Below are 26,924 nucleotides of genomic sequence, written 5' to 3' on the forward strand. Positions count from 1 at the left end.
GCGAAGCTCGTCGCGGCCCCGCAGGCGGGGAGAGGAGAAGAATGAATGCAGGTCGCGATGAGCAAGAACGTGATCCGCCGCAAATCGCTCGAGCCCAAATCGGTCGCGGAAGCCGATCACGAGGGCCGCGACGGCGGCGTGCAGTCCGTTGATCGTGCGCTGTCGATCATCGAGACGCTGGCCGAGGACGACGAAGGTTATCGCCTCAGCGATCTCGCGATCCGCACCGGCCTGTCGGCGTCCACCGTGCACCGGCTGCTCGCAACCCTCGAAAACCGCCGTTTCGTGCAGTTCGACCGTGCCGAATCCAAATGGCATGTCGGCGTGCGCAGCTTCACCGTCGGCGCCAGCTTCGCGCGGCGGCGCAATTTCTCCGCGCAGGCGATTCCATACCTCCGTAAGCTGCGCGATCTCACCCGCGAGACGGCCAATCTCGCCGTGGTCGACGACGAGTTCATCATCGTGCTGACCCGCATGGAAAGCCGCGAGATCATGCGCTCGCTGACCAAGGTGGGCGGCCGCGTTCCCATGGTGACCTCCGGCGTCGGCAAGGCCGTGCTGGCGACCTATTCGGACGAGGACGTTGGCGCCGTCATCCGCCATCACGGCATGCCTCGCCTGACCGAGAGGTCGATCGTTCGGCCGAGCGACCTGTTCAAGGAACTCGAAAAGATCCGCAAGCAGGGCTACGCCCTCGACGATGAAGAGGCCTGCATGGGCCTGCGCTGCGTTGCGGCGGTCGTCTACAACGACTGCGCCGAGCCGCTGGCGGCGATTTCAGTCTCCGGCATGACCGGCCGGCTGACCGATCAGCGGTTGCCGGAGATCGGGCAAATCGTCCGGGATGTCGCTGCCGAACTGACGGTCGCGCTTGGCGGGGCGATCCCGGCGCCTCGCTGACCAAAAAAGCCCTGGGCGATGTCACTGGACAGTATCGGCCGTTTTGGCTGATATGCGACCAAACGACACAATGCGGCAAACGTCCGCATGAGCCTGGAGATGCCCCCATGTTTCGATTTCCCCCGCGCCTTGTCGGCGCAGCCGTCGCGCTGACCCTGGCGGCAGCCAATCCGGCCTTTGCCCAGCAACTCGAGCTCAAGCTGATGGCGCCGGCAGCTCCGGGCGGGGGCTGGGACCAGACCGCGCGCTCGATGCAGCAGGCGCTGGTGGCTTCAGGCGTCGCGCGGAGCGTGCAGGTCACCAACGTTCCCGGTGCCGGCGGCAGCGTCGGCATCGCGCAGTTCGTCAATGGCGCCAAGGGCGACGGCAACCAGATGATGGTCAACGGCTTCGTCATGGTGGGCGCGCTCGCCATGAACAAGTCGCCGGTGACGCTGGAGCAGGTGACGCCGATTGCCCGCCTCACCGAGGAGATCCAGGTGATCGTGGTTCCCGCGAATTCGCCGATCAAGAATGCGCAGGATCTCGCCGCCGCGGTGAAGGCCGATATCGCCAGGGTCACCTTCGCCGGCGGCTCTGCCGGCGGTGTCGACCATGTGATGGCAGCCCTGTTCGCCGGCGCCGTCGGCGCAGACGCGAAGAAGATCAACTACATCCCGTTCTCCGGCGGCGGCGAGTCGCTGGCGGCGATCCTCGGCGGCAAGGTCACCGCGGGCATTTCGGGCCTGAGCGAATATGAAGGGCAGATCAAGTCCGGCAAGCTGCGCGCGATCGGCGTGACCTCGGAGAAGCGCATTGCCGGCAGTGACATCCCGACCTTCAAGGAGCAGGGCATCGACCTCGTGATTGCCAACTGGCGCTCGGTGGTCGCGCCTCCCGGCATCACGCCGGAGCAGCGCAAGACCTTGAGCGATGCGGTCGAGAAGATGGTGAAGTCCGACGCCTGGAAGGAGATACTCAAGCAGAAAGGCTGGGAGGATGCGTATCTCGGCGGCGACGCTTTCGCTGACTTCCTGAAGAAGGAAACGGTGCGCGTCACCGATGTGCTGAAATCGGTGGGCCTCGTCAAGTCATGACCTCAGGCGATCCTGCGCAGCCGCCGCGGCGCGTCGACCGCGCCGGCCTCGCTATCGCCGCGTTGCTCGCAGGGCTCGCCGCGGTGCTGGTCTGGGATGCGCGCGGCCTGCAATCCGCCGCGATGTACGGGATGGGGCCCGAGGCGATGCCGGTTGTGGTCGCCTCCGGCCTGGCCTTGCTCGCGATCGGCAATTTCATCGACGCGCTACGTGGCAACCTGCCGGCGCGCGAGAGCGCCGATCCCGTTCCGGTGATTCTGATCCTGGTCGGCTTGGCGCTGCTGATCGCGATCATCGGCTTCGGCGGCGGCTTCATCCTGGCGACGTCCGCGCTGTTCGTGACCACGTCGGCGGCGTTTGGGCGCCGTGCCATCCTGGTCGACAGCATCATCGCCCTCGTGATGTCGACCCTCATCTATCTCGCGTTCGACCGCCTGTTGACTCTGAGCCTTCCGGCCGGGCCCCTGGAGCGACTGCTGTGATGGACACTTTTGCCGCGCTCGCCCACGGCATGGCGGTTGCCGTCCAGCCGATGAACCTGCTTTATGCGCTGATCGGCGTGTTCCTCGGCACGGCCGTCGGCGTGCTGCCCGGCATCGGCCCGGCGCTGACGGTCGCGCTGCTGCTGCCGGTGACCTACAAGCTCGATCCCGGCGGCTCGCTGATCATGTTCGCCGGCATCTATTATGGCGGCATGTATGGCGGATCGACCACCGCGATCCTGATCAACACGCCCGGCGAGAGCGCCTCGATGGCGACCGCGCTCGAAGGCAACAAGATGGCCAAGGCCGGCCGTGGCGGGCCGGCGCTTGCGACCTCCGCGATCGGCTCCTTCGTTGCCGGCACCATCGCCACCATCGGGCTCGCCTTCCTTGCGCCGTGGCTGGTCGATTTCGCCGTGCGCTTCGGCCCAGAGGACTATTTCGCGCTGATGTGCGTCGCCTTCGTCACGGTGTCGGCGACCTTCGGAGATTCGCCGGTTCGTGGTCTGACCAGCCTGTTCATCGGCCTGACGCTGGGCCTCGTCGGCATCGACAAGCTGACCGGCCAGGCGCGGCTTGCGTTCGGCATTCCCGAGCTGCTCGACGGCGTCGAGGTGACGACGCTCGCGGTCGGCCTGTTCGCGGTGGGCGAGGCGCTCTATGTCGCATCGCGCCGCCACCATACCGAGGAGAAGCTCGAGCCGGTGCGCGGCTCGCTGTGGATGACAAAAGAAGACTGGAAACGATCGTGGAAACCGTGGCTGCGCGGCACCATGTTCGGCTTTCCGATCGGCGCCCTGCCTGCGGGCGGCGCCGAGATCCCGACCTTCCTGTCCTATTCGACCGAGAAGCGCCTGACCAAACACCCCGAAGAATTCGGCAAGGGCGCGATCGAAGGGGTGGCGGGACCGGAAGCGGCCAACAACGCCTCCGCCGCCGGCACGCTGGTGCCGCTGCTCACGCTCGGGCTGCCGACCTCGGCGACCGCCGCGATGATGCTGGCGGGTTTCCAGCAATACGGCCTCAATCCGGGGCCGCTGCTGTTCGCCGAGCGGCCTGATCTCGTGTGGGGTCTGATCGCGAGCCTCTTCATCGCCAACTGCATGCTGCTGGTGCTCAACCTGCCGCTGGTTGGACTGTGGGTGCGCCTGCTCGCGATTCCGCAGCCCTGGCTCTATGCCGGCATCCTCGTCTTCGCGACCATGGGCACCATCGCCGCCAAGCCGTCGGTGGTGGAACTATCGATGCTGGCCGGCTTCGGCGTGCTCGGCTTTTTGATGCGCCGGTTCGATTTTCCGATCGCTCCCGTGGTCGTCGGCCTGATCCTCGGCCCGATCGCCGAAAGCCAGTTGCGTCGCGCGCTCGCGATCAGCCTCGGCGATCCCATGACACTGGTCCAAAGCCCGATCTCGGCGACGCTGCTGGCGGTGGCGTTGATCGCGCTGCTGGCGCCCTTCGTGCTGAAGGGGCTCGGGCGATTCAAGGCGAACGAGGATTAGCCGTCAAGGCGCACGCATGTTCTAATGCTGCGTCCATCCCGTGGAGAAATGCCATGCCGTCGGAACTTCGCTCGCCCCGTCTGGCCGTCCTGATCGACGCCGACAATGCCTCTGCGAAGATCGCGGATGGCCTTTTCGAGGAGATTGCCAAGATCGGCGAGGCCAGCGTCCGACGCATCTACGGCGACTTCTCCAATGCGCGTTCCAGGGGCTGGGCCGACATTCTGTCGAAGCACGCCATCATCCCGCAGCAGCAGTTCGCTTATACGACGGGAAAGAATGCGTCCGACATAACCCTGGTCATCGACGCGATGGACCTGCTTCACAGCGGCCGGTTCGACGGCTTCTGTCTGGTGTCTTCCGACAGCGACTTTACCCGTCTCGCCGCCCGCATCCGGGAGCAGGGCGTCGACGTCTTCGGGTTCGGCGAGCAGAAGACGCCGGAAAGCTTCAGGCAGGCCTGCCGGAGATTCGTCTATACCGAGAACCTGCTTGCTGGCCCGGCGAACACCCAGGATGCCGCCACGAGGTCGGCGCCGCTTCAGCCGCCCGATGCCGCCACGCCCATCATCAAGAAGGTGATCACCCAGATGGAGAGCGAGGACGGCTGGGTCGCCCTTGGTGAAGTCGGACGGCAGCTCGCCAATCTGGCTTCTGATTTCGATCCGAGGACGTTCGGCTTTCGCAAGTTGAGCGACCTCGTGCGAAAGACGAATGCGTTCGAGATCGATGAGCAAAAAGGCCGGTCGATGCGCATTCGGGTCAAGCCCACTGCCGCACCGCCGAGGCGAAGGCGGAACCCGCGCAGGGCTTCGGGCGTGGGGGCAGCAGGTGCTTCGGCGCCGAAGACGTAAGCTGGTTCTGCCGCTATATTTGAGCTTGCCCGGGGTGGGGCCGGGCGTAACCATCGCTCGGCCGTAACGTCACCGAGAGCCCAGATGACCGGACTCACCCGTTTCTCCGTTGGGCCGCTGCACAGCATGACGCGGCGCCTCGCCGACGTCGCCTCGGCACGCGTTGCGCCCGATTTCGTCGTTACGGGCGCGCGGGTGCTCTCGACCTATTCGGAGCGCATCCATCCGGGCCGCGAGGTCTGGATCACCGGCGGCCGCATCGCTGCGGTGAAGCCGGCCGGCACGGCAAAGAAGGTCTGGAGCGGCGTGCCGCTCTATGATGCGGCCGGCGGCATCATCGCGCCGGGGCTGGTCGATCCGCACATCCACATCGAATCCTCGATGGTGACGGCCTGTGCCTACGCGGAAGCTGCGCTGCTCAACGGAACCACCACGATCTTCTGCGACAGCCACGAGATCGGCAACGTCATGGACGTCGCCGGCGTCGAGGCGATGCTGGAGGACGCACGCGAGGCGCCGCTCTCGATCTTCTTGACGGTGCCGAGCACGGTGCCAGCAACGTCCGCGGAACTGGAAACCGCCGGCGGCGACCTCACGCCGGACAAGATCGCGAGCCTGTTCGATCGCTGGCCAGAGGCGGTCGCACTCGGCGAGAAGATGGATTTCGTGCCTGTGACGATGGGCGACGAGCGCAGCCATGCCATCCTCGCCGCGGCCCTGAAGCGCGGGCGTCCGGTGTCCGGTCATGTCTATGGCCGCGAGTTCGTCGCCGCCTATGCGGCGAGCGGCGTCACCGATACGCATGAGGCGATCGACCGCGACATCGCTGACGATCTGCTCGACGCCGGCGTCTGGGTGTTCCTGCGCGGCGGCCCGCCGACGACGCCCTGGCATTCGCTGCCGCAGGCGATTCGCACCGTGACCGAACTCGGGGCCTCGCACAAGCGCACGGCGGTCTGCACAGATGATCGCGATGCCGACGATCTGCTGCTGTTCGGTCTCGACTGGGTGGTGCGCGAGGCGGTGAAGGCGGGGATGTCGCCGGAGCAGGCCTGGTCGATGGGCTCGCTTCATGGCGCGACACGTTTCGGCATGGATGGCGATATCGGCGGGCTCGGCGGCGGCCGCCGCGCCGATCTCGTGCTGATGGACGACCAGCTCAAGCCGCAATGCACCTGGTATGGCGGCGAGCTCGTGGTCGAGAACCGCAAGATCACCGGGCTTCTCGATCAGGCCTTGTCGCAACGCTATCAATATCCGAGGGCCGCCTACGCCACGGTGAAGCTTCCGGAGAAGCTGAAGCTGACGCCGGAGCTGCCGGCGAAGGCCTGCACCGTCAACGCGATCAAGACCGCGTTGCCCGGCATCATGCTGATCCATGAGAAGGTCGCGATCGAACCTGCAAAGGATTGGCCATCCCTGTTCGCCCGCTACGGACTTTGCTTCGTCACGGTCGTCGAGCGCCACGGCAAGTCGGCCGGCAATGTCGCCCATGGCCTTCTCAAGGATTTCGGCCTGAAGCGCGGCGCGGTCGCCTCCAGCGTCGGCCACGACAGCCACAACATCATCGTCGCCGGCACCAACGAGCCGGACATGCAGGTGGCGATCGCTGCGATCAAGGAGCATCAGGGCGGCGTGTGCGTCGTCGCCGACGGCAAGGTGAGGGCGCTGGTTCCGCTGCCCATCGCCGGGCTGCTCTCCGACAAGCGCGTCACCGAAGTGGCGGAAGAAGTGAAGGTGCTGAAGAAGGAATGGGCGGAGGCCGGCTGCACCATCCCCTACATGGGCTTCAATTTGATTCCGCTATCGGTCATTCCGGAAATTCGCATCACCGACAAGGGTCTCGTGCTGGTGCCGCAGATGGAGCTGGCACCGCTGTTCGAGTGATCCGCTTTCACGCAATCCTCGATGTAACCGATTGAGACCGCCGCGATTTTTCCGCGGTTGCCGCATCGTGGAAAATAAAACCGATCTCGTTGAGATTGCATCTTGTGCAACCGATGATCTCGTTCACTGACGCAACTTGAGCGAGGTCCGATATGGCGAAGATGCGAGCCGTCGATGCAGCCGTGCGTGTCCTGGAGAAGGAAGGCATCTCGACTGCCTTCGGGGTCCCCGGGGCCGCGATCAATCCGCTTTACTCGGCGCTCAGGAAGCGTGGTTCGATCCGCCACATCCTGGCGCGGCATGTCGAGGGAGCCTCGCACATGGCGGAAGGATATACGCGGGCCAAGGCCGGCAATATCGGCGTCTGCATCGGCACCTCGGGGCCGGCCGGCACCGACATGATCACCGGGCTCTATTCCGCGATCGCCGATTCCATCCCGATCCTCTGCATTACCGGACAGGCGCCCCGGGCGCGGCTGTACAAGGAAGATTTCCAGGCGGTCGATATCGAGTCGATCGCAAAGCCCGTGACCAAATGGGCGGTGACGGTGCGCGAACCCGCGCTGGTGCCGCGCGTGTTCAGCCAGGCTTTTCACGTGATGCGCTCGGGCAGGCCAGGACCGGTGTTGATCGACATGCCGCTCGACGTGCAACTCGCCGAGATCGAGTTTGACGAGGAGACTTATGAACCGTTGCCGGTCTACAAGCCCACTGCCACGCGCAAGCAGGTCGAGAAGGCACTGGAGATGCTCAACGCGGCCGAGCGGCCGCTGATCGTCGCCGGCGGCGGCATCATCAATGCCGATGCCGCGGATATGCTGGTCGAGTTTGCGGAGATTACCAACGTGCCCGTTGTCCCGACGCTGATGGGGTGGGGCGCGATCCCCGACGACCATGTGCTGATGGCCGGCATGGTCGGGCTTCAGACCAGCCACCGCTACGGCAACGCCACGCTGCTGGAGTCCGACTTCGTGCTCGGTATAGGCAACCGCTGGGCCAACCGCCATACCGGCTCGGTCGAGACCTACACCAAGGGCCGCACCTTCGTGCATGTCGATATCGAGCCGACGCAGATCGGGCGCGTGTTCAATCCCGATCTCGGCATCGTCTCGGATGCGAAGGCCGCGCTCGAACTGTTCGTCGCCGTCGCCAGGGAGTGGCGCCGGTCAGGCAGGCTTCGCGAGCGCCAGGCGTGGCCCGCTTCCTGCCGCGATCGCAAGAAGACGATGCTGCGCAAGAGCCATTTCGACAACGTTCCGATCAAGCCGCAGCGCGTCTACGAGGAGATGAACAAGGCGTTCGGCCGTGACACCACTTATGTCACCGTGATCGGCCTGTCGCAGATCGCCGGCGCGCAATTCCTCGGTGTCTACAAGCCGCGCAACTGGATCAATGCCGGACAGGCGGGACCGCTCGGCTGGACGCTCCCCGCCGCGCTCGGCGTGCGTGCGGCGTGCCCAGATCGCGACATCGTGGCGCTCTCCGGCGACTACGACTTCCAGTTCCTGATCGAGGAGCTCGCGGTCGGCGCGCAGTTCAATCTGCCCTACATCCACGTCGTCGTGAACAATTCCTATCTCGGCCTGATCCGCCAGGCCCAGCGCGGCTTCGAGATGGACTATCAAGTCCAGCTCTCCTTCGAGAACATCAACGCACCCGAGATCGGCGTCTACGGCGTCGACCATGTCGCAGTTGCCGAAGGCCTCGGCTGCAAGGCGATCCGCGTCACCCGCCCCGAGGACACGCAAGCGGCGTTTGCCACCGCGCGTGAATTGATGGCCAGGCATCGCGTGCCCGTGGTGGTCGAATTCATCCTCGAACGCGTCACCAACATCGCGATGGGCACCGAGATCGACAACATCGTCGAGTTCGAGGAGGTGCTGGACCTCCCGCTCGACGAGGTCGAGCGGGCGCGCCCGGGCGTGCTGCAGCCGGCGGAATAGGGGAGAGCATCATGCCGAAGTTTGCCGCCAACCTCACCATGCTCTTCAACGAGATGCCGTTCCTCGACCGCTTTGCCGCTGCGAAGGCGGCGGGTTTCGCCGGCGTCGAATATCTCTTTCCCTATGATTTCGACAAGGCGCAGCTGCGCGAACAGTTGGAGGCCCACGGGCTGACGCAGGTGCTGCACAATCTGCCGGCCGGCAATTGGGCGGCGGGCGAGCGGGGCATTGCCATCCTGCCCAATCGCGTCAGTGAATTCCGCGACGGCGTATTCCGCGCCATCGACTACGCCAAGGCGCTCGATTGCGAGCAGCTCAACTGCCTCGTCGGCATCGCGCCTGTCGATGCGGACCCGGGCCAGCTGAACGAGACTCTGGTCGGAAATTTGCGCTTTGCCGCCTCGACGCTGGCGCGGGAGAACATCAAGCTGTTGGTCGAGCCGATCAACACGCTCGACATTCCCGGCTTCTATCTCAACGGGACCGAACAGGCGGTGCAGCTGATCTCGGAAGTGCGGTCGAATAACCTCTTCATCCAGTACGACATCTATCACATGCAGATCATGGAAGGCGACCTCGCTCGCACCATGCAGGAATATCTGCCTGAGATCGCCCACATCCAGCTCGCCGACAATCCCGGCCGCCACGAGCCCGGCACCGGCGAGATCAACTATCCTTTCCTGTTCCGCCATCTCGACGCGATCGGCTATCGCGGCTGGATCGGCTGCGAATACAAGCCCCGCACCACGACGCTCGAGGGCCTGTCCTGGCACGCGGCGCAGACATTCGAGACGTAGAGGATATCGCGGTGACGGTGCGCTCCCTCTCCCGCTTGCGGGAGAGGGCTGGGGAGAGGGTGTCGCGGCGATGGGGCACGCGAGATACGGTGAAGATCCCCGGGCAGATAGAGCCCTCACCCGGCGCTCTGCGCCGACCTCTCCCGCACGCGGGAGAGGTGCACCGAGCCCGCGGATCGACTTTGGCAAGATCGAGAGGAAACGAAGACATGATCGACATCGGTTTTATCGGACTTGGGACCATGGGACGGCCGATGGCCGGCCATCTCCTGGCCGCGGGCCATCGTGTTTTCCTGCATGACGTTGGGCCCGTGGCGCCGGAGCTGATTGCGGCCGGCGGCATTCCCTGCAACTCCGGCAAGCAGGTGGCGGAGGAGGCGGATGCGGTCATCATCATGGTGCCGGATACGCCGCATGTCGAAGCCGTGCTGTTCGGCAAGGATGGGGTCGCGAGCGGCATTTCCAAGGGCAAGATCGTGGTCGACATGAGCTCGATCTCGCCGCTGGCGACGAAGGAGTTCGCGAAGGGGATCGAGGCGCTCGGGGCGGACTATCTCGACGCGCCGGTGTCGGGCGGGGAGGTCGGAGCGAAAGCTGCGAGCCTCACCATCATGGTCGGCGGGCCGGAGCGGGCTTTTGGCACCATGAAGCCGATCTTCGACAGGATGGGCAAGAATGTCACGCATGTCGGGGCCAATGGCGACGGCCAGACGACGAAGGTCGCCAACCAGATCATCGTCGCGCTGACGATCGAGGCCGTGAGCGAAGCGCTTCTGTTCGCATCCAAGGCCGGCGCGAACCCAGCGCTGGTGCGCAAGGCGCTGATGGGCGGCTTCGCCTCGTCGCGGATCCTCGAAGTGCATGGCGAGCGCATGGTGAAGCGCAATTTCGATCCGGGATTCCGCATCGAGCTGCACCAGAAGGATCTCAACCTCGCGCTCGAAGGCGCTCGCTCACTCGGCTTGTCGCTGCCGAGCACGGCTGTGGCGCAGCAATTGTTCTCGTCCTGCGCGGCGCATGGCGGCAAGGCGTGGGATCATTCGGCGATGGTGCGGGCGCTGGAACTGATGGCGGGGCACGAGATCGCCGCAGCCTGATGTGTTACGGCGTAACAGTCTCCAGAGTCTGGCGCTTCTTTGGCCGTAGGGAACCGGAACAATGCCTCCGCCCCGCGGTTGAAGGCGCAGGACAATCACTGGAGAGATAAGCATATGAAAACCCGTCTTGCGATTACGTTCGCTGCCGCCTCGCTTCTGGCGTCGAGCGCAGCCTTCGCCCAGTCAACGACCGCCCAGGGCGCCGCGGACGGCGCGCGCGCGGGTGGCGACATCGGCGGCCCGATCGGCGCGATGGTCGGCGGCACCGTTGGCGCGGCCGTCGGCGCCGGTCTCGAAATTCCGAATGCCGTGCTGGGCGGAATCCCGCGAAGCGATTCGGTCGTCGTGGAGGAGCGCGTTGTCGTCGGCGAGCCGCTGCCGCCCACCGTTGTGCTCCGCCCCGTGCCGAACTACACCGAGTATCGCTACGCGGTCGTGAACGATCGCCGCGTGATCGTCGAGCCGCGTACCCGACGCGTCGTCAAGATCATCGATTGATCGGCGGCAATCCAGGCGCTGACAGACAGGCCCTGCGGAGTGTCACTCCGCGGGGCCTTCGCTTGTCAGGGCAGTGCTGGTGCGAAAGCGCGTGAGCAGCCAATCGGTCGCGGCCGCGAGCGCAAAGCCGAGGCAGGCGGTGGCGGCGTCGACCAGAAAATCCTCCAGCCGTGCATGGCGGCCGGGTGCCCAAAATTGCATCAGCTCGAGCACGCCAATCAGCACGACCGCGGCTGCTGCGACCAGCAGACGTCGTCGCCCATAGGCGAGGCCGAACGCCAGTCCCACCAGAATGAAGGCGAGCGCATGTTCGCCGTCCTGGCCGAGATCGGAATGGGGCCTCAGGCCGGGGGGACCGAGAGTGGCGAAAGTGACGGCGGCCGCGAGCAGCCAGGCAATGGTACGCATGAAAAAGGACATTCCGACCGCTTAGCACGGATCTGGCGGGGTTGTCGCGAGGTCGGTATCAGATCGCCGTGTAGTTAATGACAAAATGTTAAAGTGGCTCGCGTACGCCGAGGCCGTGCATGAAGCGTTCCCGGATCTGCACGGGGTCGCGGCGGGTGGTGCCCACGCCCGGTTTGTCGTCGATCCGGACCGCGATCAGGCCCGGCTCGGTGGCTGCCATCGCATCGTCGACCAGCCGCTCGAAATCCTCCTCATCCGCGGCCCAGGCGCTGTTGGCAAGGCCCGAGCCGATGGCGATGGCGACGATGTCGGCGACGTTCGCTGCCGGTGTCGGCTGCGCGCCGGTGATTTGATAGACGCCGTTGTCCATCACGATCATCGTCAGGTTTTTCGGCTTCAGGGCTGCAATGGTCGACAGCGCGCCGAGCTGCATCAGCAGCGAGCCGTCGCCTTCGAGTGCGAAGACGCGGCGGCCGGGCTGCGCCAGCGCCACGCCGAGCGCGATCGGAAATGCGAGCCCCATGCTGCCCAGCATGTAGAAATTCTGCGGGCGGTGGCCCGCCGCCCACAGATCGAAATTGGTGTTGCCGATGCCGCCGATCACGGCTTCCTCATGCTTGAGCTTCGCGATGAGGCGCGAGGTGACGTCGAAGCGGTTCATCACCTTGGTGTTGCGCGTGTTCATGACCGGCCTCACTTGTCGAAGACCTTGCCGCCCGTGAGCAGCGGGTTGAGGATCAATGCCACCGGCGCCTGCGTGGTGACGGCCTGCCTGATCGAGCGGTCCGTGATGAATTTGAGCTCGTCGAGCCGGGTGATGGTGTGGTGCTCCAGCGCCAGCGAATCGAGCACCGGGCGCATGGTCCGGCAGACCAGCGACTGGCCGTAGTTGAACTCGCCGAGCGTGCCGCGCTCGGACACGAACATGATCAGCGGAATCTGGTAGGGCACCGCGAGCGAGGCCAGCACGTTGGCCAGCGTGGCAAAGCCGGAGGTCTGCATCAGCACCGCGCCGCGCCGTCCGCCCATCCAGGCGCCGGAGACGATGCCGACCGCCTCCTCCTCGCGGGCGGTGGCAAAGGTGGTGAAGAAGGGATCGGCGTGCAGGTTCTTGATCAGCGGCGTCAGCACGCGGTCGGGCACGTAGGGGATGAGGCTGATCTCGTTCCGCTTCAACGTTTGCAGGACGATGCCGTGCCAGCTTCCTTCGCCGGAGCCTTGAGCCGCCTGGGGCGAGGTCTGTTGTTCCGCAATCGCCATTGCGTTCTCCCTTCAGCCGCGCATGCTCCTTGGTTCTGGCGGTCGCGGCGGTCCGCCGAACTTGACGCAGGCAATGGGATTGTCAACATGTCCGGGCCGGCACCGTGATCTGCGCCAGAAGGCCTGCCGTGGCCGGCTCCGCCATGTCATAAGTGCGGCAATGAAGAAACGGGAGGAAGCACCGGAGGAGGGCGTCGCGCCGACCTTGCTGAGCTCCCTCGCGAGCGAGCCGGAAGGGTCCTGATGTCCGTCAACAACAAGCGCGTCTTCTACGTCAAGTACCTCGCCAATCCGATCTACATCGACATTCTGAAGGCGCGGCCCGACGTCCGGCTCGATCGAATCGAGAACGAGAGCCCTGAAGATTTCTATGCGCCGATCCTGCGTGCGGCCCATGTCTACCAGATCGGCGCGGCGCGCGACGAACTGGCGCCGCATTTCCACGTCGATGCCGCCTTTCTGAAGCGGACGCCGAAATTGCTGCTGGTCTCCAGCAATGGAGCGGGCTTCGACCCTGTTGACGTCGAGGCTTGCACGGACGCGGGGGTGCTGGTCGTCAACCAGTCCGGCGGCAACGCCCATTCGGTTGCCGAGCATGCGCTGGCGATGATGTTGACGTTGTCCAAGCGCATCATCCAGTCGGATCGCCGCCTGCGCCGCGAGCGCGACGTCAACCGCAACGAACTCGTCGGCAACGAGGTCGAGGGCAAGACCGTCGGCATCGTCGGCCTCGGCAATGTCGGCCGGCGCATCGCCGCCCTGTGCAAGGGCCTGCTCGGCATGACGGTGCTGGCCTACGACCCGTATTTGTCGACCGAGGTGATGGCGGAGCGGGGCGGGGAGAAGGTCGAGCTCGACGAGCTCCTGCGCCGCGCCGATTTCGTCTCGATCTCGTGCCCGCTGAACAAGGGCAGCCGGAACATGATCAGCGTGCGTGAATTCGCGCTGATGCAGCCGCATGCCTATTTCATCACCACGGCGCGCGGTTTCATCCACGATGAGGACGCGTTGCTTCAGGCGCTACGCGACAAGCGCATTGCGGGTGCCGGCCTCGACGTCTGGTCCAAGGAGCCGCCGCCGCCGGAGCATCCGCTGCTCCAGTTCGACAACGTGCTGGCGAGCCCGCACACGGCAGGGGTCACCACCGAGGCGCGCCAGAACATGGGCCGCATCGCCGCCGAGCAGGTGCTGGATGTGCTCGACGGCAAGCGCCCGCCGCGCATGATCAATCCCGAAGTCTGGCCGCGCTATGCGGAGCGCTTCAAGCAGGCTTTTGGTGTGATGCCCGGGTAAGGGGCCGGCCGCGCTAGGTTGGATTGCGCTCCGATCATTGGTTACCACGATGAAAAGCCAAAGCGCCGCATCTTATCGATCGGGTAAGTGAACGCGTATCACTTGTCCTGTAGTTGAAGGTCCATGAGCATCTTTTCGATCGCGACATCCGGACTTTCTTCGGCAAGTTTGCGCGTAAACGTGGCCGCGAGCAATATCGCCAACGTCCGCACGACCGGGCCGCTGCCAGCATCAGGCGGATCGGACACGTCGGCCGATGCAGCCAGCTTGAGCACGAGCTCGACTTATCCCGCGGCTTATGTGCCGTTGCGCGTCGATCAGGTCGACCAATCGAGTGGCTCGATGCCAGGCGGTACGAAAGCGGCCGTGTCGACGGTTTCGCCGAGCTATATCGCACAATCCGACCCGGGCGCCCCCTTCGCAAACCAGGACGGCCTGGTCGCGGCGCCGAATGTCGATATCGCCCGCGAATTCGTTGAGCTGGCGGCCGCAAAGTACAGCTTCATCGCCAATGCGAAGGTCATTCAGGCCTACTCGGAAACGACGGAGTCGCTGCTCGACATCACGACGTGATGGCTGATTCGGCTCTGTCCGCCTTCCTTCGCTCGTCCGCCTCCACCGGCGAGATGCCAGGGGCAGGGCGTCTACCCGAACTTGGTGCCGAGCTGCTTGAACACGGCCTCGCAGGTCATGAGGTCGAGATGGCCGCCGCCCGCGTTCTTGAAGAAGGTGATGTCGGACGGTGAGATGCGTCCCTGCGCGCTGCCGCTGGCGAGATCATAGAGATCGCCGAGGACATCGGTCTCGCTGATCGCACCGCTGGCGATCGGCTGCAGGATGTCGCCGACGCCATGGAAGGCCGATTCCCGCCGGTCCACGAAGACGCGCGACAACCTGGCGGCATCGTCGTCAGCCTCGCGCGTTTGCGGCGTGTAGCCGCCGACCAGGTCCAGATGCGTGCCCGGCCGCAAGTTTCGGCCCTTGATCAGCGGTTGATGCGCGCGGGTGCAGGTGGTGATCACGTCAGCCTCTCGCGTCGCCGCGTCGAGATCCGTGATCGTCTCGGCCTTGACGCCGTCCTTCGCCAAACGCCGAGCGAGATCAGCGGCCCGTTCCGGGCTCCGATTCCAGATCAGCACGCGCTCGAGCGACGGTCGCACGGTACGATGCCCCCGGATCAGCCACTCGGACATCTCCCCGGCACCGGCGCAAAGCAGCGTCTCGGGACTGGGCGGGGCGAGCAGCTTCGTGCCCAGCGCGGAGTCGGCAGCGGTACGCCAGTGCGTGATCTCGGTTCCGTCCATCGCCGCCAGCGGCTTTCCGTTGGTGCCGTCGAACAGCACGCACACCGCCTGCACGGCCGGCATCCTGCCCCGCGCCAGATTGGCCGGGAAGCTGGTGAACATCTTGCTCGCCATGTAGCGGCCGGGATCGACGGCACTGCGGACGACGTATTGCGCCCCCTCGCCGCCGAGAAAGGCGTCCAGGACTTCCATCTTCGGCCGGCGATGGGCCTCCTCCAGCGCGGTAATAAGGATCGGAAACGTCAGAACTCTCGTGACTTCGGTGTCGGAGACAAAGTGCAAGGCAAGATCCTCATGGGGGCGGCCGGTATTCCGCCTTATCCCCGGCCGGCAGGTTCCGCAATGGATTGTCCGTTCCGCCTTGATCCGCGTCAAAATCTCCTTCACCGCTCCGCCCTAAATGGGATTAGAGTGCTGCGAGGGCAGCAGGAGGTCCCATGGCTACTTATGTCGTCAGGTTCATGAAGAACGTGCTCGGCGAATACGGCCGACAGAGCGAGGTTTGTCAGGGTACACTCGAGGTCGATGCCGCCGACGAGAATGAGGCCAAAGAGCGGGCGAAAGCGAGATTCTGCAAGGACCAGGCATTGCATCACTGGTCGCTGCATGCCGACCGCATCCAGGTGAGGCCGGCTGACTTTCCGTCGTAAGGCCTACCGGCCCGGCGTCATGATGGGCGGAGGTGTTGTCGTCCCGGCGCCGAGCGATCGCTGCACCATCACGGTGTCGGACCAGCGGCCGTGGCGATAGGCAACGCCGCAAAGCAGGCCGGCGCGCGCGAAGCCGAATTTTTCGTGCAGTGTCAGCGAGGGCGCGTTGTCGGCATCGATATAGCCGATCATCTGGCGGAAGCCGGCCGCCGCACAGGCATCGATCAATTCCTGGAGCAATAGCCGTCCGACTCCGCGGCCGACATGCGCGTGATGGACGTAGATCGAGTGCTTGGCCGTGTACCGATAGGCGGGACGCTTGCGGAACAGCACGGCATAGGCATAGCCGACGACCTCGCCGCGATAGGTCGCGACCAGATGCGGCAGGCGGGTCTGCTTCAGGTTCTTGCGCCGCTCCCGCAAATCATCCGGCTCCGGCGCACCGGTTCCCTCGACATCGCGCGGCACACCGTTGCGAACGTGATGGCGATAGATCGCCAGCATCGCTTCGACATCGCTTTCGCGTGACGGCCTGACCAGAACGGGCTCGTCACTCGCGCGCGCCGCTGTTTCGTTCATCGGCACTACTCGGCAACGACATAGGTGTAGAGCCCGATGCGCCCGTTCGCATCGACCTCCTTGTAGACCCCCTGGATCTCGACGTCGAAGCCGGGGAACGTGTTGAAGCAGGTCTCGAACATCTTGAGATAATCGATCATGGGTTTGGCCCGCTCCGTCAGCCGCTCGCCGGGCACGATGGTGGCGATGCCGGGCGGATAGACCACGAAGGGTGTGGTGGCGATGCGGCCGGCGATCGCCTCGATCGGCAGATAGTCGACATCGTTGCGGAACAGATAGCGCGCGGCATCGCGGGGCGACATCGCGATCTCGGGCATGTGCTCGGGCATGAACTGCCGAGCTTGGAGCGCACTGACGTCGGCGGCGCGGAAGAAGCGGTGCATCTCGCCGCAGAGATCGCGCAGACGCACGCCTGCGTAGCGCGTCCGTCGCCGCTGATGGAATTCCGGGATCGCGTCGGCCAGCAGCGCATTGTCGTCATGCAGCCTCTTGAACGCGACGAGGCCGGAGATCAGCGTGCCGGCCTTGCTCGCCTCGACGCCGGGCGTGAGCAGGAAGAGCAGGGAGTTGAGGTCGTTCTTCTCGGGGACGATGCGGTTTTCGCGCAAGTATTGCGCGACGACAGGTGCGGGGATGCCGTGCTCGGCATAGGCGCCGGTCGCACGATCGAATCCGGGGGTGAGCAAGGTCAGCTTGTTCGGATCGGTCATGGCAAAGCCTTCCGCGAGATCGGGAAAGCCGTGCCAGTTGGTGTCCGGAGAGAGCTGCCACAGCGCGGGATTGGTCGCGAGCTCGTCGGTGGAGAGCGTCTCCCAGGCGACGTTGTGGACGGCGCCGGGGCGGCTGACATCGGGAATGGCGACCCGATCGGGAACGAAGGGCTCGAAGAACCAGCGCCGCTCCGGATTTTGCTCCTTCTCCTCGAACTCCCGGCGCATCGCCCGGATCTTCTTGCGCAGCTCGATGCCGAGCCGGATCGTGTCGTCCCACAGCACTTCGCCGGAGCGACCCTTCATCATCTGCGCACCGACGTCGAGCGAGGCGAACAGCGGATAGAAGGGGGACGTCGATGCGTGCTGCATGAAGCTTTCGTTGAAGCGGCGATGCTCGACGCGGCGCTTCTGGCCACGGATGTGACGATCCTTGATGTGGATCTGCGAGGCCTGCGAGAAGCTCGCCAGCTGCTTGTGGGTCGACTGGGTCGCGATGATGCCGGGGGCCTCGGGAGGAAGATTGGCCAGCCCCATGGCGAAGCGGCCGGCATAGAGCGGATGGAATTTCATGAAGCCGGCCCAGGCCTCGTCGAACAGGATGTATTCGCAGAGATGGCCGATGCGCTTCAGGATCATCTCGGCGCTGTGGATCGAGCCGTCATAGGTGCACTGCTCGACCACGGCGACGCGGAACGGACGCTCCTTGCGCCAGGCGTCGCGGTCCCCGACCAGGGGATGGTTGCGGATGGCCTCGCGCAAGGCCTTCTCGTCGAGCATGTCCCAGCGCATCGGGCCGATCAGGCCCCAGGCATTGCGGACGGTCGGGACGTAGATGGGGACGCCGCCACTGATCATCAGCGCGCCGTGATGGGCGGCCTTGTGGTTGTTGCGGTCGAACAGCACGAGGTCACCGTCGGTGACGAGCGCGCCGAGCGCGACCTTGTTCGACGTCGAGGTGCCGTTGAGCACGAAATAGGTCTTTTCGGCGCCGAAGATCTGGGCCGCTTCCTTCTGCGCCTTCAGCGCCGGGCCTTCATGGGTGAGCAGGTCGCCGAGATCGAGCACGGAATTATCGAGGTCGTCACGGAACACGGATTCGCCGAGATGCTCGACGAACACGCGTCCGATCGGGCTGCGGTTGTAGAACACGCCGCCGTTGTGGCCTGGACAGGTCCAGAGCTGGTTGCCTTCCTCGGCATAGTCGACCAGCGCGCCGAAGAATGGGGTCTTCAGCGTCTCGGCATATTGCTTGAGGCGGCTGATCAGGTTCTTGGCAATGAAGGGCGGCGTCTCCTCGGACAGAAAGACATAGCCGTCGATGAAATCGAGCACCTCGACCGGCAGATCCTCGAACCGCTTGCGACGGATCAGGAGGATGATGGGGAAGTCGAGGCCCCGGCGGCGCATCAGATTGATCAGCGCCGAGGTCTTGCCTTCGAGGCCCTTCTTGCCCCAGTCCACCACCATGCAGCCGATCGCCGCATCGGTCTGCACCGCCATCTCGGCATCCTCCAGCTTGCGGGCCCGGACCACCTCGAATCCGGAGCGCTGGATCTCCTCGATGATCTGGTTGAAGCGAACGCCTTCGAGGTCGTCGCTATCGAACATGGGTGCGGCGAACAGGAAATTGAAGCGCTTGAAATAGTCCATGTCGGCTCCCGAGTGTGGCGGAGACACAGCTCTCGGCACATTCGATGACAGCTGGATGACAGGAGCCGAGAACCGCGGGAAGGTTCGAGTACCTGCGGCTTCAGTCCATCAGCTTGTCCAGCGTGATCGGGAAGCGCCGAATGCGCTTGCCGGTGGCATGATAGACGGCGTTCGCAGGCGGGAGATGTCAATCAGCCGGGAGGGCCGTTCGACGTTCTCTTTCATCAGGTCGATCAGGTTGGTGCCGCCGGCAATCAGCTTCGCGCCTGGATCGGCGGCGAGCAGGCGAGTCGATGAAGGCCTGTTGCAGGAGATGCAACGCGCCGTCCTTGGCAAGGCCTTCAATCGTCGTGATCTCAGCGCCATCCTTCATGACGGCGAGGGTCAGGCAGGAGTTGACCCGTCTTCCGTCGATCAGCGCGGTACAGGCGCCGCATTGGCCGTGATCGCAGCCCTTCTTGGTGCCGGTCAACTCCAGGCGGTCACGCAGGGCATCCAGAAACGTGGTCCACGGCACGACCTCGGGTGTGCGCCTTGCGCCATTGACGACGAGGTTGATCGGAATGCGTTCGGGGATCTGATCCGTGATGTCGGCCATGGTCTGTTCCCTGCGGAAAGGCCGAGCTGGGCAGATTGTGGATGTGACGCGAGGATGCATTGCCGCCGCTGGCCAATAGCGCCCAACGGATGACGGGCTGCTTGGTTCCCGACCGGTTCTCCGGTTGGGACGAACGAGGTCAGCGCTTCGTCTCCCCGAACACCACGGTCGGTACCGCGCGGTTGACGATCTCGCGCAGCGCGAAGCTCGATTGCACACGCGCGACGCGGGGCAGGCGGGACAGCTCGGTGCGGTGGATCCGCTCGAAGTCCTGGATGTCGCGCGCGAGCACGATCAGGATGTAGTCGTCGGTGCCCGACATCAGGAAGCAGCGCACGACGGAGGGGCATTTCACCACCTCCGCCTCGAATGCCTTCAGCGCATCGTCGCTCTGGCTCTCCAGCGCGATGCGAACCAGCACGGTGGTGGTGAGGCCGAACTGGGCGAGGTCGAGCGTGGCCTGGTAGCCCTGGATGTAGCCGTCGTCCTCCAGCGCCTTCTGCCGCCGCGCCAGCGCCGTGCTCGACAGGCCGATCTTGTTGGCAAGCTCGGTGTGGCTGGCCCGCGCATTGGTCGTGAGTTCCGCGAGGATCGCGAGGTCTTTCCGGTCGAGGGCCAAGGTTTCGTTTCCAGCGTTAAAGGGCACTTTTGCGCCGGAAACCGGCGCGCGCGTGCCGAACCTAGCGGATATTTGCACGAAACCAAACGGGCGCCGTCGCTACGATGAATGAGTGGAATCAGTGCGTTGGCAAGGGAGCCCGGGATGCGTGTCGGTGTGCCCAAGGAAATCAAGGTGCAGGAATATCGCGTCGGGCTCACCCCGGGCGCCGTCCGCGAGTATGTCGCCGCCGGGCACCAGGTGACGGTCGAGACCGGCGCCGGCAGTGGCATCGGCGCGCCCGATGAGACGTATCGGCGGGCAGGGGCGTCCATTGCCGAGACCGCCCGCGAGATCTTTGCCAGGTCCGAGATGATCGTGAAGGTCAAGGAGCCGCAAAAGAGCGAATGGGTCCAGCTCCGCGAGAGCCAGATCCTGTTTACTTATCTTCATCTTGCGCCGGATCCGGAGCAGGCCAAGGGCCTGATCGACTCCGGCTGCACCGCGATCGCCTATGAGACCGTCACCGATGCGAGCGGTCACCTCCCGCTGCTCGCCCCGATGAGCGAAGTCGCCGGCCGCCTCGCCATCGAGGCCGCCGGCGCCGCGCTCAAGCGCTCGGCCGGCGGCCGCGGCTTGCTCCTGGGCGGCGTGCCGGGCGTGCAGCCGGCGCGCGTCGTCGTGCTCGGCGGCGGCGTGGTCGGAACGCAGGCTGCGCGCATGGCCGCCGGCCTCGGTGCCGAAGTCACCGTGATCGACCGCTCGATTCCGCGCTTGCGCGAACTGGACGATCTCTTTGCCGGACGCGTGCGCACGCGTTTCTCGACCATCGAGTCGGTCGAGGACGAGGTATTCGCCGCCGACGTCGTGATCGGTGCAGTGCTGGTGCCGGGCGCCAGTGCGCCGAAGCTTGTCACGCGCGCCATGCTGAAATCGATGCGGCCGGGGGCGGTGCTGGTCGACGTTGCGATCGACCAGGGCGGTTGCTTCGAGACCTCTCATCCGACCACGCACGCCGAGCCGACCTACGAGGTCGACGGAGTCGTGCATTATTGCGTTGCGAACATGCCGGGCGCAGTGCCGGTGACCTCGAGTCAGGCGCTGAACAATGCGACGCTGCCGTTCGGACTGATGCTCGCAAACAAGGGGTTTGCGGCGGTGCTTGAGAACCCGCATTTGCGCAACGGCCTGAACGTGCATCGCGGCCGGATTACGAACAAGGCGGTGGCAGAGAGCCTCGGGATGGAATTCGCCCCCGTTGGGAGCGAGCTGGCGGCGTAAAGGCCGCCCTCGCAATGACGATGTGGGTCGAGCGCAACCTGAGCGTCGGCCACAGTCAGTGCTGACAGATTGCTTCACGCCTTCGTCAGCTTGTACTGCCCCAAATCGGGGTCATGCGTCATGCGCCAATAATCGACGAAACGCCACGGCATCGCCGAGAACACGCGGCCACTGCTGTTGCGGTAGTAGGTGCTCATGCCCGGATGGGTCCAGATCATCGCCTCGTGCTCGGCATCGACCTTGCGGACGTACTCGTCGAGCACGTCCTGACGGACATCGATCGCGGCGATGTCCCGTTCGATCATGTCGAGGAGACATGCCGAGATGTAGCGGCTCTGGCATTCCGACTGGAATATGACGCTGCCGCCATGGGCCGGCCCTGAATTGGGACCGAGCATGCAGAAGAAGTTTGGAAAGCCCGGCACGGTGAGGCCGAGGAACGCGGTCGGATTGTCGTTCGTCCAGGCCTCGCGCAGATTCGTGCCACCGCGTCCGCTGATATTGAGGCGCGCAGCCATCTCCGTCACCTTGAAGCCGGTGGCGACGACGATGATGTCGGCCGGGCGCTGCCTGCCGTCGGCGGTGACGATGCCGCTTTCGTCAAAACGGCCGATCGCCTCGGTGACGAGCTCGACGTTGTCTCGCCTCAAAGTCTTGAACCAGTTGTTGTCGAGCAGGATGCGCTTGCCATAGGGCGGATAGGTCGGCACGCATTTCTCGATCAGGTCGGGGCGTCCCTGCAGTTCCGACAGGATGAAGTCCGTCAGCTCCTGGCGGTGCCGGTCATTGCCCTTGTTCACGGCGCGCTCGGGATGCGGCCAGGCCGGGTCCTTGCGCAGGAAGGGCAGGAGGCCATCGCCGTAGCGCCAGAACATGTTGAAGCGGTACCACTGCACATAGAACGGCAGATGCGCCAGCAGCCAGCGCGCGCCCTCGCTGATCGGGTGGGCATAGCCCTTCACCGGGCGTGCCCATTGCGCGTTACGCTGGTAGACCGTGACCGAGGCAGCGCGGCCGGCGATCGCGGGCACGAGCTGCATCGCGGTGGCGCCGGTGCCGATGACGGCGACGTGCTTGCCCTCGACGTTGATGTCATCGGACCACAATGCTGAATGCAGGATCGTTCCCTTGAAGCTGTCCTCGCCTTCGAAGCGGGCGCGTGAGGGATCGTTGAGCTGGCCGATGGCCGAGACAAGCGCTGTCGATTCGAAGGTCTCGTCGCCATTCTTCGTTTTCAGCGTGGAGATCCAGCGTCGCCTGCCTTCGTCCCAGCGCGACGAGATCAGCTCGGTGTTGACGCGCAGATGCTTGCGGATGCCGTATTCGTCGGCGACCTTCAGCAAATAGCCGAGCAGCTCCTCGCGCTGGCAGAAGTAGCGCGTCCAGGCATTGCGCGATCCGAACGAATACGAATAGGAGTGGTTGGGCGTATCGACGCCGCAGCCGGGATAGCGGTTGATCCACCAGGTGCCGCCGAGTTCTTCGTTTTTCTCGACGATGGTGTAGGGGATGCCGAGATGGCCGAGCGCCACGCCGAGTGCGATGGCACAGACGCCGGCGCCGACGATCAGCACGTGCTGGTCCGCAAGCTTCTCGTCGGAAGGGCGCGCCGTCCAGCGTGCCTCGCGCGCCACAAAGCCCATCTCTTCGCGCATCAAGGGCGCATATTCCGGCGCGACGTTCTCGCCGAGGCAGGCGCGCATCATCCTCAGCAGCAATTCCTCGCCGGGGTCGGTGATGACGGGCTTTGGCGTGCCGTCGGCGAAGAGCTTGACCACGGCGGCGCGGATCTCGTCCTGGACCTCCCGAGCCACGCCGGCCTCGGGATCGGGAATGAGGCGGATATCCCGCTTGGGCAGGTATGGCGGTTCCAGCCACTTCTCGTCGCCGGTCATGTGCACCAGCACCATCAGCAGGCAACGGATATCGCCCTCGGCGATGGCGGATGCGAAGTCGAGCGGCTTGTGCGGAGATTCGATGTTCATGGCGTGTCCTGATCTCCGAAGGCAGTGAAGAGGCCGCGCGTCATCAGCTTGCGATAGGCGGAGATGACGTGATCGGGCACGGCGGTGACGCCGCTTTCCGAATAGGAATAGCGGCGGCTGAGATAGCCGCGCGCACCCATCAGCATGTGGACGATCGCCTCGAATTCCTCATCGCTGTAATCCTCGATCGCGCCTGCAAGACGAGCCCGGCGCAGGATGCGGACATAGGCGACCGAAATATTGTCGAGATGCTTCTGGTACCCGATCGGTGCGAAGAACTCGGCCTCGTTGAGGATGCGCAGAAATTCCGGCACCTCGCGGATGAAGTCGAAGAAGGCGGAGAACCGCGCGATCTCCTGCCGTGCCGCATCCGCCGTGCCGGTGCGAGCGCGGATGAATTCGACCATGTCGAGGCCGATCTTGGGCAGGAGCTGGTCGAGCAATTCCTGGCGGTTCTCGAAATGATTGTAGAAGGTGCCCTGCGCGACGCCGGCCTGTTCGGTGATGCGGGCGACCGAGGCTTCGGCATAGCCGTATCTGCCCACGACCTTGGTGGCGGCCTCGAAGATCTTCTGCTTGGTCCAGGCGTTGCGCTCGACGCGGTTGAGCTTCGTCACCTTGGCGTTCACTTGCGTCATTCAGACGTCTCCAGCTCGGCGCGCAGCACGCGCTTGAGGATCTTTCCACTTGGATTGCGCGGCAGGCTGTCGCGGACGACGAGCTGTTTCGGCACCTTGAAGCTCGCCAGCCGCGCTCGGCAGTGCTCGATGAGGTCAGGCAACTCGAGGTGTGCGCCTTCGGCGAGCACGACGATGGCGACCGGCCGTTCGCCCCAGCGCGCATCGCGCAGGCCGATCACGGCGACCTCGCGCACCTCGGGCAGATCGTAGATGACGCGTTCGACCTCGGAGGAGGCGATGTTCTCGCCGCCGGAGATGATCATGTCCTTCTTGCGGTCGGTCAGGTACAGAAAGCCCTCGTCGTCGAGATAGCCGACGTCGCCGCTGCGGAACCAGTCGCCGAAGAAGGCCGAAGCCGTCTTCTCCGGATCCTTCCAATAGCCGCGCGTGATCTTCGGCCCCCGCAGGCAGATCTCGCCATTGACGTTCGGTGGCAGGACCTTGCCGTCCTCATCGCGGATCTCGATCTCGACATGGGCAATGGCGCGGCCGGTGGAGCCGATCTTCTCGATCTCGCGGCCGGCTTCCATGAAGGTGTCGCCGCCGACGGTCTCGGTGAGGCCATAGGCGTCGATATAGCGCGCGTTGCGGAAGTACTCGGAGAAGGCGCGGATGCGCAATTCCGGCGTCTTCTCGCCGCCGCCGATCGCCCATGTCAGGCTGGAAACGTCGTAGCGATCGCGCGTCGGGCAGGTGAGCATCGCCGTGGTCATGACCGGCGCGAACCAGGCGGCGTTGAGCCTGTCCTCGGCGATCGCCGCAAGCGCCGTCTCCGGTTCGAAATTGCGTTCGATGCGGATGAAGCCGCCATGCCAGAGCACGGCGATGCCCGGCAGGTCGAGTGCACCGACGTGATAGAGCGGGCCGACGACGAGAAGCCGCGTCTCGGCACTGAGGCCGAGCGCAATCGTCTGGTCGGCGGACTTCCAGTAGAAATTATCGTAAGAGAGCATCACGCCCTTGGGACGATCGGTGGTGCCCGAGGTGTACATCAGCCGCATCAGGTCCGATGGCTGGAGCGGATGCATCGGCGCGGGTGCAGCGCTGCTCGCGAGACGCATGATGCTGTGCTGCGCGGCTTCATCGAGCACGACAGTCTTCGCGCCCGCGGCATTCGCTGCCAACTCTTCATCGACGATCAGCAGGCGCGCCCCGGCATTGCTGACGATGTAGCCGACCTCATCGCGCGAGAGGCGGAAGTTGATCGGCAAGAAGACTGCGCCGAGATGACTGGTGGCAAATACCAGCTCCAGGAGTGCCGCGCTGTTCTTCATCAATACGGCGACGACATCGCCGGGGCTAATGCCCTGTGCCGACAGCCAGCCCGCGGCCTTGCGGACGCGTGCATCAAGGGCCGCGTAGGAGATCTCCTCGCCGCGATATTTCAGCGCGGGCCGCTCCGGCGTGCGTCGGGCATGAAAGGCGATGAAGCTCGACAGATTGATCATTTGCGCTGGTTTTAGGCCAATTCCTGGCCTCGTTTCCTTCCCTGATGAATTCTGACTCGTAATTCATCTTTGGCTTGACGTCACCCCCCTACCTCTGAAATCCTTCGAGACACGGAGACGAGACGATCTCCGACAGGGATCAGGAAACGCCGACCCGAAAGAGGGAGGGGAAAATGACGAGGACCCGCACGCCGGGCATCAGCCGCCGTTCAACACTGGCGCTGATGGGTGCCGGTGCGATGAGTGTTGCCGCGCCCTGGGTGGCGCGTGCGCAAGCCAAGACCATCAAGATCGGAATGCCGACGATCCTGTCGGGCCGCGTCGCGCAGCTCGGCACGTCGTCGCGCAATGCGGTGATGCTCGAGGTCGAAAAGGTCAACGCCGCCGGCGGGCTCGCCGGCCGGCAGATCGAGATGGTGATCCGCGACTCCAAGGGCCAGCCGCAGGAAGCCGCCCGCGTCGCGCGCGAGCTCGTCAACACCGATGGCTGCGAGCTCATGATCGATGCCGAAGCCTCCTCCGGCGCCTTCGCGGTGCACGAGGTCGCGCGCGATCTCGGCGTCTTCTGCATTCACACCAATTCGGAGACCTCGGCTCTGACCGCCGATCCCAAGCAGCACATTCCCAACGCGTTCCGTACCGCGCGGCAGGGCGTGCACGATTCCATCGTCGGCGGCAGCTATGCCGCGGCGATCGCCAAGGCGAAGGGCTTGAAGAAATGGGCGACCTGCTCGCCGGATTATGCCTATGGCCGCGACACCACGGCGGAGTTCACGCTGTACCTGAAGCGCTTCGCGCCCGAGGTCGAGATCATCAGCGAGTCCTGGCCGAAGCTGTTCCAGCCTGACTACACCGAGGTGGTGACGAAGATCCTGCAAGCCAAACCCCAGGCGCTCTATTCCTGCCTGTGGGGCGGCGATCTCACCTCCTATATCGACCAGGCCAACATCTACGCGATGTTCGGCCAGATGGAAGTGTTCGCGGTCAATATGGCTGACTACACTGCGCTCACCGTGGTGAAGAACCTGCCCAAGGGCATCCACTCCGGCAACCGTTACATCAAGACCTTCCCGACCACGCCGGAGAATGCTGCCTGGGGCGATGCCTACAAGGCAAAGTTCAATGAATATCCGACCAACTGGTCGTGGGAGAATGCCACCGCAATCATGCTGATGGCGGAAGCTGCGAAGAAGGCGAACTCGGCCGACGGCAAGAAGATCGCAGAGGTGTTGAAGGGCCTCACGATCAAGTGCCCGTTCGGTGCCGACGGCACCGTGACCATGCGCGGCGACGATCACACCCTCGTCGGCTACGCCATCGGCTGGGGCACGACGATCCCACAGGAGCCCTACGTGCCCGAAGTCAAGGCTGGGGACTGGAAGACCATCTTCGAGCTGGAAGCCGAGTGGAAGAAGAGCAAGGGCTATACCTGATCGCGCAAGCG

At 64.6% G+C, this 26,924-nt stretch carries 27 protein-coding genes; 15 read left to right on the forward strand and 12 right to left on the reverse strand.

Translation table 11 applies throughout. The features are described 5' to 3' along the window. Positions 1 to 57 precede the first annotated feature (57 nt). From ABIA42_RS08095 to ABIA42_RS08140, 10 genes are all read left to right on the forward strand, one after another. A complete protein-coding gene (locus tag ABIA42_RS08095) occupies positions 58 to 900 on the forward strand; it encodes an IclR family transcriptional regulator (RefSeq protein ID WP_370123599.1) in 843 nt (280 codons plus the stop codon). Positions 901 to 1,007: 107 nt separating this feature from the next. After that, positions 1,008 to 1,976, forward strand: coding sequence for a tripartite tricarboxylate transporter substrate binding protein (locus tag ABIA42_RS08100; protein ID WP_271526355.1), 969 nt, complete (start codon positions 1,008 to 1,010; stop codon positions 1,974 to 1,976). Then, on the forward strand, positions 1,973 to 2,458 hold the full coding sequence (locus ABIA42_RS08105; RefSeq protein WP_370114375.1) for a tripartite tricarboxylate transporter TctB family protein: 486 nt from the start codon (positions 1,973 to 1,975) through the stop codon (positions 2,456 to 2,458). Before ABIA42_RS08100 ends, ABIA42_RS08105 begins: the two co-directional genes overlap by 4 nt. Beyond that, positions 2,458 to 3,957, forward strand: a complete 1,500-nt coding sequence (locus ABIA42_RS08110; RefSeq protein ID WP_028177195.1) for a tripartite tricarboxylate transporter permease — start codon at positions 2,458 to 2,460, stop codon at positions 3,955 to 3,957. The genes ABIA42_RS08105 and ABIA42_RS08110 overlap by 1 nt, the downstream gene beginning before the upstream one ends. Before the next feature lie 53 nt (positions 3,958 to 4,010). Beyond that, entirely contained in the window at positions 4,011 to 4,811 is an 801-nt protein-coding gene (locus ABIA42_RS08115) for an NYN domain-containing protein (protein WP_271526352.1), read from the forward strand. 84 nt (positions 4,812 to 4,895) lie between these two features. Beyond that, positions 4,896 to 6,698: an adenine deaminase C-terminal domain-containing protein gene (locus ABIA42_RS08120; RefSeq protein WP_370114373.1), complete on the forward strand. Its 1,803-nt coding sequence runs from the start codon at positions 4,896 to 4,898 to the stop codon at positions 6,696 to 6,698. 152 nt (positions 6,699 to 6,850) lie between these two features. Then, positions 6,851 to 8,641: a glyoxylate carboligase gene (gcl, locus tag ABIA42_RS08125; protein WP_370114371.1), complete on the forward strand. Its 1,791-nt coding sequence runs from the start codon at positions 6,851 to 6,853 to the stop codon at positions 8,639 to 8,641. A gap of 11 nt (positions 8,642 to 8,652) precedes the next feature. Next, positions 8,653 to 9,438 carry a hydroxypyruvate isomerase gene (gene hyi / locus ABIA42_RS08130; RefSeq protein ID WP_370114369.1) on the forward strand — a complete coding sequence of 262 codons (786 nt, stop codon included), beginning with the start codon at positions 8,653 to 8,655 and terminating at the stop codon, positions 9,436 to 9,438. A 209-nt stretch (positions 9,439 to 9,647) separates the two neighbouring features. Next, on the forward strand, positions 9,648 to 10,535 hold the full coding sequence (locus ABIA42_RS08135) for a 2-hydroxy-3-oxopropionate reductase (RefSeq protein WP_370114367.1): 888 nt from the start codon (positions 9,648 to 9,650) through the stop codon (positions 10,533 to 10,535). Between the two features lie 114 nt (positions 10,536 to 10,649). Next, positions 10,650 to 11,033: a DUF1236 domain-containing protein gene (locus tag ABIA42_RS08140; protein ID WP_028177189.1), complete on the forward strand. Its 384-nt coding sequence runs from the start codon at positions 10,650 to 10,652 to the stop codon at positions 11,031 to 11,033. A 42-nt stretch (positions 11,034 to 11,075) separates the two neighbouring features. Here ABIA42_RS08140 and ABIA42_RS08145 read toward each other — a convergent pair whose 3' ends face one another. The 3 genes from ABIA42_RS08145 to ABIA42_RS08155 form a co-directional block, all read right to left on the reverse strand. Further along, positions 11,076 to 11,453 carry a VanZ family protein gene (locus ABIA42_RS08145; protein ID WP_370114365.1) on the reverse strand — a complete coding sequence of 126 codons (378 nt, stop codon included), beginning with the start codon at positions 11,451 to 11,453 and terminating at the stop codon, positions 11,076 to 11,078. A gap of 76 nt (positions 11,454 to 11,529) precedes the next feature. Continuing rightward, a complete protein-coding gene (locus ABIA42_RS08150; protein WP_370114363.1) occupies positions 11,530 to 12,126 on the reverse strand; it encodes a thiamine pyrophosphate-dependent enzyme in 597 nt (198 codons plus the stop codon). 8 nt (positions 12,127 to 12,134) lie between these two features. Continuing rightward, positions 12,135 to 12,701, reverse strand: a complete 567-nt coding sequence (locus tag ABIA42_RS08155; protein WP_370114361.1) for a decarboxylase — start codon at positions 12,699 to 12,701, stop codon at positions 12,135 to 12,137. Positions 12,702 to 12,944: 243 nt separating this feature from the next. Here ABIA42_RS08155 and ABIA42_RS08160 point away from each other — a divergent pair, with 243 nt between their 5' ends. Continuing rightward, the gene (locus ABIA42_RS08160; RefSeq protein ID WP_370114359.1) at positions 12,945 to 13,994 is read left to right on the forward strand and encodes a hydroxyacid dehydrogenase; all 1,050 of its coding nucleotides are present in this window, start codon (positions 12,945 to 12,947) and stop codon (positions 13,992 to 13,994) included. A gap of 123 nt (positions 13,995 to 14,117) precedes the next feature. Beyond that, the gene (locus ABIA42_RS08165) at positions 14,118 to 14,567 is read left to right on the forward strand and encodes a flagellar basal body rod protein FlgC (protein WP_370114357.1); all 450 of its coding nucleotides are present in this window, start codon (positions 14,118 to 14,120) and stop codon (positions 14,565 to 14,567) included. Between the two features lie 71 nt (positions 14,568 to 14,638). On the opposite strand, the gene ABIA42_RS08170 is transcribed toward ABIA42_RS08165, so the two are convergent. Beyond that, positions 14,639 to 15,580, reverse strand: coding sequence for an ornithine cyclodeaminase family protein (locus ABIA42_RS08170; protein WP_370143750.1), 942 nt, complete (start codon positions 15,578 to 15,580; stop codon positions 14,639 to 14,641). Between the two features lie 155 nt (positions 15,581 to 15,735). Here ABIA42_RS08170 and ABIA42_RS08175 point away from each other — a divergent pair, with 155 nt between their 5' ends. Then, on the forward strand, positions 15,736 to 15,948 hold the full coding sequence (locus tag ABIA42_RS08175) for a hypothetical protein (protein ID WP_271526341.1): 213 nt from the start codon (positions 15,736 to 15,738) through the stop codon (positions 15,946 to 15,948). Positions 15,949 to 15,951: 3 nt separating this feature from the next. Here the strand turns inward: ABIA42_RS08175 and ABIA42_RS08180 are convergent, their stop codons facing one another. The 5 genes from ABIA42_RS08180 to ABIA42_RS08200 form a co-directional block, all read right to left on the reverse strand. Then, positions 15,952 to 16,527 carry an N-acetyltransferase family protein gene (locus ABIA42_RS08180; RefSeq protein WP_370114353.1) on the reverse strand — a complete coding sequence of 192 codons (576 nt, stop codon included), beginning with the start codon at positions 16,525 to 16,527 and terminating at the stop codon, positions 15,952 to 15,954. A gap of 5 nt (positions 16,528 to 16,532) precedes the next feature. Next, positions 16,533 to 18,890 (reverse strand): Orn/Lys/Arg decarboxylase N-terminal domain-containing protein, encoded by a 2,358-nt coding sequence (locus ABIA42_RS08185; RefSeq protein ID WP_271526339.1) that lies wholly within the window; start codon positions 18,888 to 18,890, stop codon positions 16,533 to 16,535. A 108-nt stretch (positions 18,891 to 18,998) separates the two neighbouring features. Next, a complete protein-coding gene (locus ABIA42_RS08190) occupies positions 18,999 to 19,148 on the reverse strand; it encodes a hypothetical protein (RefSeq protein WP_370143825.1) in 150 nt (49 codons plus the stop codon). Next, positions 19,078 to 19,488 (reverse strand): (2Fe-2S)-binding protein, encoded by a 411-nt coding sequence (locus ABIA42_RS08195; RefSeq protein ID WP_370114351.1) that lies wholly within the window; start codon positions 19,486 to 19,488, stop codon positions 19,078 to 19,080. Before ABIA42_RS08195 ends, ABIA42_RS08190 begins: the two co-directional genes overlap by 71 nt. A 139-nt stretch (positions 19,489 to 19,627) precedes the next feature. Beyond that, complete coding sequence (locus ABIA42_RS08200) at positions 19,628 to 20,107, reverse strand: Lrp/AsnC family transcriptional regulator (protein WP_028177176.1); 480 nt, start codon at positions 20,105 to 20,107, stop codon at positions 19,628 to 19,630. A gap of 144 nt (positions 20,108 to 20,251) precedes the next feature. Between ABIA42_RS08200 and ald the strand changes: the two genes are divergently transcribed. Continuing rightward, complete coding sequence (gene ald / locus ABIA42_RS08205) at positions 20,252 to 21,367, forward strand: alanine dehydrogenase (protein WP_271526337.1); 1,116 nt, start codon at positions 20,252 to 20,254, stop codon at positions 21,365 to 21,367. Positions 21,368 to 21,441: 74 nt separating this feature from the next. Here ald and ABIA42_RS08210 read toward each other — a convergent pair whose 3' ends face one another. From ABIA42_RS08210 to ABIA42_RS08220, 3 genes are read right to left on the reverse strand one after another with little or no spacing between them, the layout of a single operon-like run. Continuing rightward, positions 21,442 to 23,352 (reverse strand): flavin-containing monooxygenase, encoded by a 1,911-nt coding sequence (locus ABIA42_RS08210; RefSeq protein WP_370114349.1) that lies wholly within the window; start codon positions 23,350 to 23,352, stop codon positions 21,442 to 21,444. After that, the gene (locus ABIA42_RS08215; protein WP_370114347.1) at positions 23,349 to 23,990 is read right to left on the reverse strand and encodes a TetR/AcrR family transcriptional regulator; all 642 of its coding nucleotides are present in this window, start codon (positions 23,988 to 23,990) and stop codon (positions 23,349 to 23,351) included. The genes ABIA42_RS08210 and ABIA42_RS08215 overlap by 4 nt, the downstream gene beginning before the upstream one ends. Next, entirely contained in the window at positions 23,987 to 25,480 is a 1,494-nt protein-coding gene (locus tag ABIA42_RS08220; RefSeq protein ID WP_370114345.1) for an AMP-binding protein, read from the reverse strand. The genes ABIA42_RS08215 and ABIA42_RS08220 overlap by 4 nt, the downstream gene beginning before the upstream one ends. Before the next feature lie 173 nt (positions 25,481 to 25,653). On the opposite strand from ABIA42_RS08220, the gene ABIA42_RS08225 reads away from it, so the two are divergent. After that, the gene (locus tag ABIA42_RS08225; protein WP_271526333.1) at positions 25,654 to 26,913 is read left to right on the forward strand and encodes an ABC transporter substrate-binding protein; all 1,260 of its coding nucleotides are present in this window, start codon (positions 25,654 to 25,656) and stop codon (positions 26,911 to 26,913) included. Positions 26,914 to 26,924: the final 11 nt, after the last annotated feature.

Source organism: Bradyrhizobium sp. USDA 327, assembly GCF_041262065.1.
Lineage (GTDB): Bacteria > Pseudomonadota > Alphaproteobacteria > Rhizobiales > Xanthobacteraceae > Bradyrhizobium > Bradyrhizobium liaoningense.

Excerpts from the sequence above, each read along its gene's own strand:
- ABIA42_RS08195 (WP_370114351.1), bottom strand. The coding sequence starts at position 19,488 with ATGGCCGACATCACGGATCAGATCCCCGAACGCATTCCGATCAACCTC.
- ABIA42_RS08175 (WP_271526341.1), top strand. The coding sequence starts at position 15,736 with ATGGCTACTTATGTCGTCAGGTTCATGAAGAACGTGCTCGGCGAATAC.
- ABIA42_RS08155 (WP_370114361.1), bottom strand. The coding sequence starts at position 12,701 with ATGGCGATTGCGGAACAACAGACCTCGCCCCAGGCGGCTCAAGGCTCC.
- ABIA42_RS08135 (WP_370114367.1), top strand. The coding sequence starts at position 9,648 with ATGATCGACATCGGTTTTATCGGACTTGGGACCATGGGACGGCCGATG.
- ABIA42_RS08220 (WP_370114345.1), bottom strand. The coding sequence starts at position 25,480 with ATGATCAATCTGTCGAGCTTCATCGCCTTTCATGCCCGACGCACGCCG.
- gcl (WP_370114371.1), top strand. The coding sequence starts at position 6,851 with ATGGCGAAGATGCGAGCCGTCGATGCAGCCGTGCGTGTCCTGGAGAAG.
- ABIA42_RS08120 (WP_370114373.1), top strand. The coding sequence starts at position 4,896 with ATGACCGGACTCACCCGTTTCTCCGTTGGGCCGCTGCACAGCATGACG.
- ABIA42_RS08180 (WP_370114353.1), bottom strand. The coding sequence starts at position 16,527 with ATGAACGAAACAGCGGCGCGCGCGAGTGACGAGCCCGTTCTGGTCAGG.
- ABIA42_RS08100 (WP_271526355.1), top strand. The coding sequence starts at position 1,008 with ATGTTTCGATTTCCCCCGCGCCTTGTCGGCGCAGCCGTCGCGCTGACC.
- ABIA42_RS08095 (WP_370123599.1), top strand. The coding sequence starts at position 58 with ATGAGCAAGAACGTGATCCGCCGCAAATCGCTCGAGCCCAAATCGGTC.
- ABIA42_RS08210 (WP_370114349.1), bottom strand. The coding sequence starts at position 23,352 with ATGAACATCGAATCTCCGCACAAGCCGCTCGACTTCGCATCCGCCATC.
- ald (WP_271526337.1), top strand. The coding sequence starts at position 20,252 with ATGCGTGTCGGTGTGCCCAAGGAAATCAAGGTGCAGGAATATCGCGTC.
- ABIA42_RS08160 (WP_370114359.1), top strand. The coding sequence starts at position 12,945 with ATGTCCGTCAACAACAAGCGCGTCTTCTACGTCAAGTACCTCGCCAAT.
- ABIA42_RS08145 (WP_370114365.1), bottom strand. The coding sequence starts at position 11,453 with ATGTCCTTTTTCATGCGTACCATTGCCTGGCTGCTCGCGGCCGCCGTC.
- ABIA42_RS08215 (WP_370114347.1), bottom strand. The coding sequence starts at position 23,990 with ATGACGCAAGTGAACGCCAAGGTGACGAAGCTCAACCGCGTCGAGCGC.
- ABIA42_RS08105 (WP_370114375.1), top strand. The coding sequence starts at position 1,973 with ATGACCTCAGGCGATCCTGCGCAGCCGCCGCGGCGCGTCGACCGCGCC.
- hyi (WP_370114369.1), top strand. The coding sequence starts at position 8,653 with ATGCCGAAGTTTGCCGCCAACCTCACCATGCTCTTCAACGAGATGCCG.
- ABIA42_RS08185 (WP_271526339.1), bottom strand. The coding sequence starts at position 18,890 with ATGGACTATTTCAAGCGCTTCAATTTCCTGTTCGCCGCACCCATGTTC.
- ABIA42_RS08150 (WP_370114363.1), bottom strand. The coding sequence starts at position 12,126 with ATGAACACGCGCAACACCAAGGTGATGAACCGCTTCGACGTCACCTCG.
- ABIA42_RS08140 (WP_028177189.1), top strand. The coding sequence starts at position 10,650 with ATGAAAACCCGTCTTGCGATTACGTTCGCTGCCGCCTCGCTTCTGGCG.
- ABIA42_RS08225 (WP_271526333.1), top strand. The coding sequence starts at position 25,654 with ATGACGAGGACCCGCACGCCGGGCATCAGCCGCCGTTCAACACTGGCG.
- ABIA42_RS08110 (WP_028177195.1), top strand. The coding sequence starts at position 2,458 with ATGGACACTTTTGCCGCGCTCGCCCACGGCATGGCGGTTGCCGTCCAG.
- ABIA42_RS08115 (WP_271526352.1), top strand. The coding sequence starts at position 4,011 with ATGCCGTCGGAACTTCGCTCGCCCCGTCTGGCCGTCCTGATCGACGCC.
- ABIA42_RS08165 (WP_370114357.1), top strand. The coding sequence starts at position 14,118 with ATGAGCATCTTTTCGATCGCGACATCCGGACTTTCTTCGGCAAGTTTG.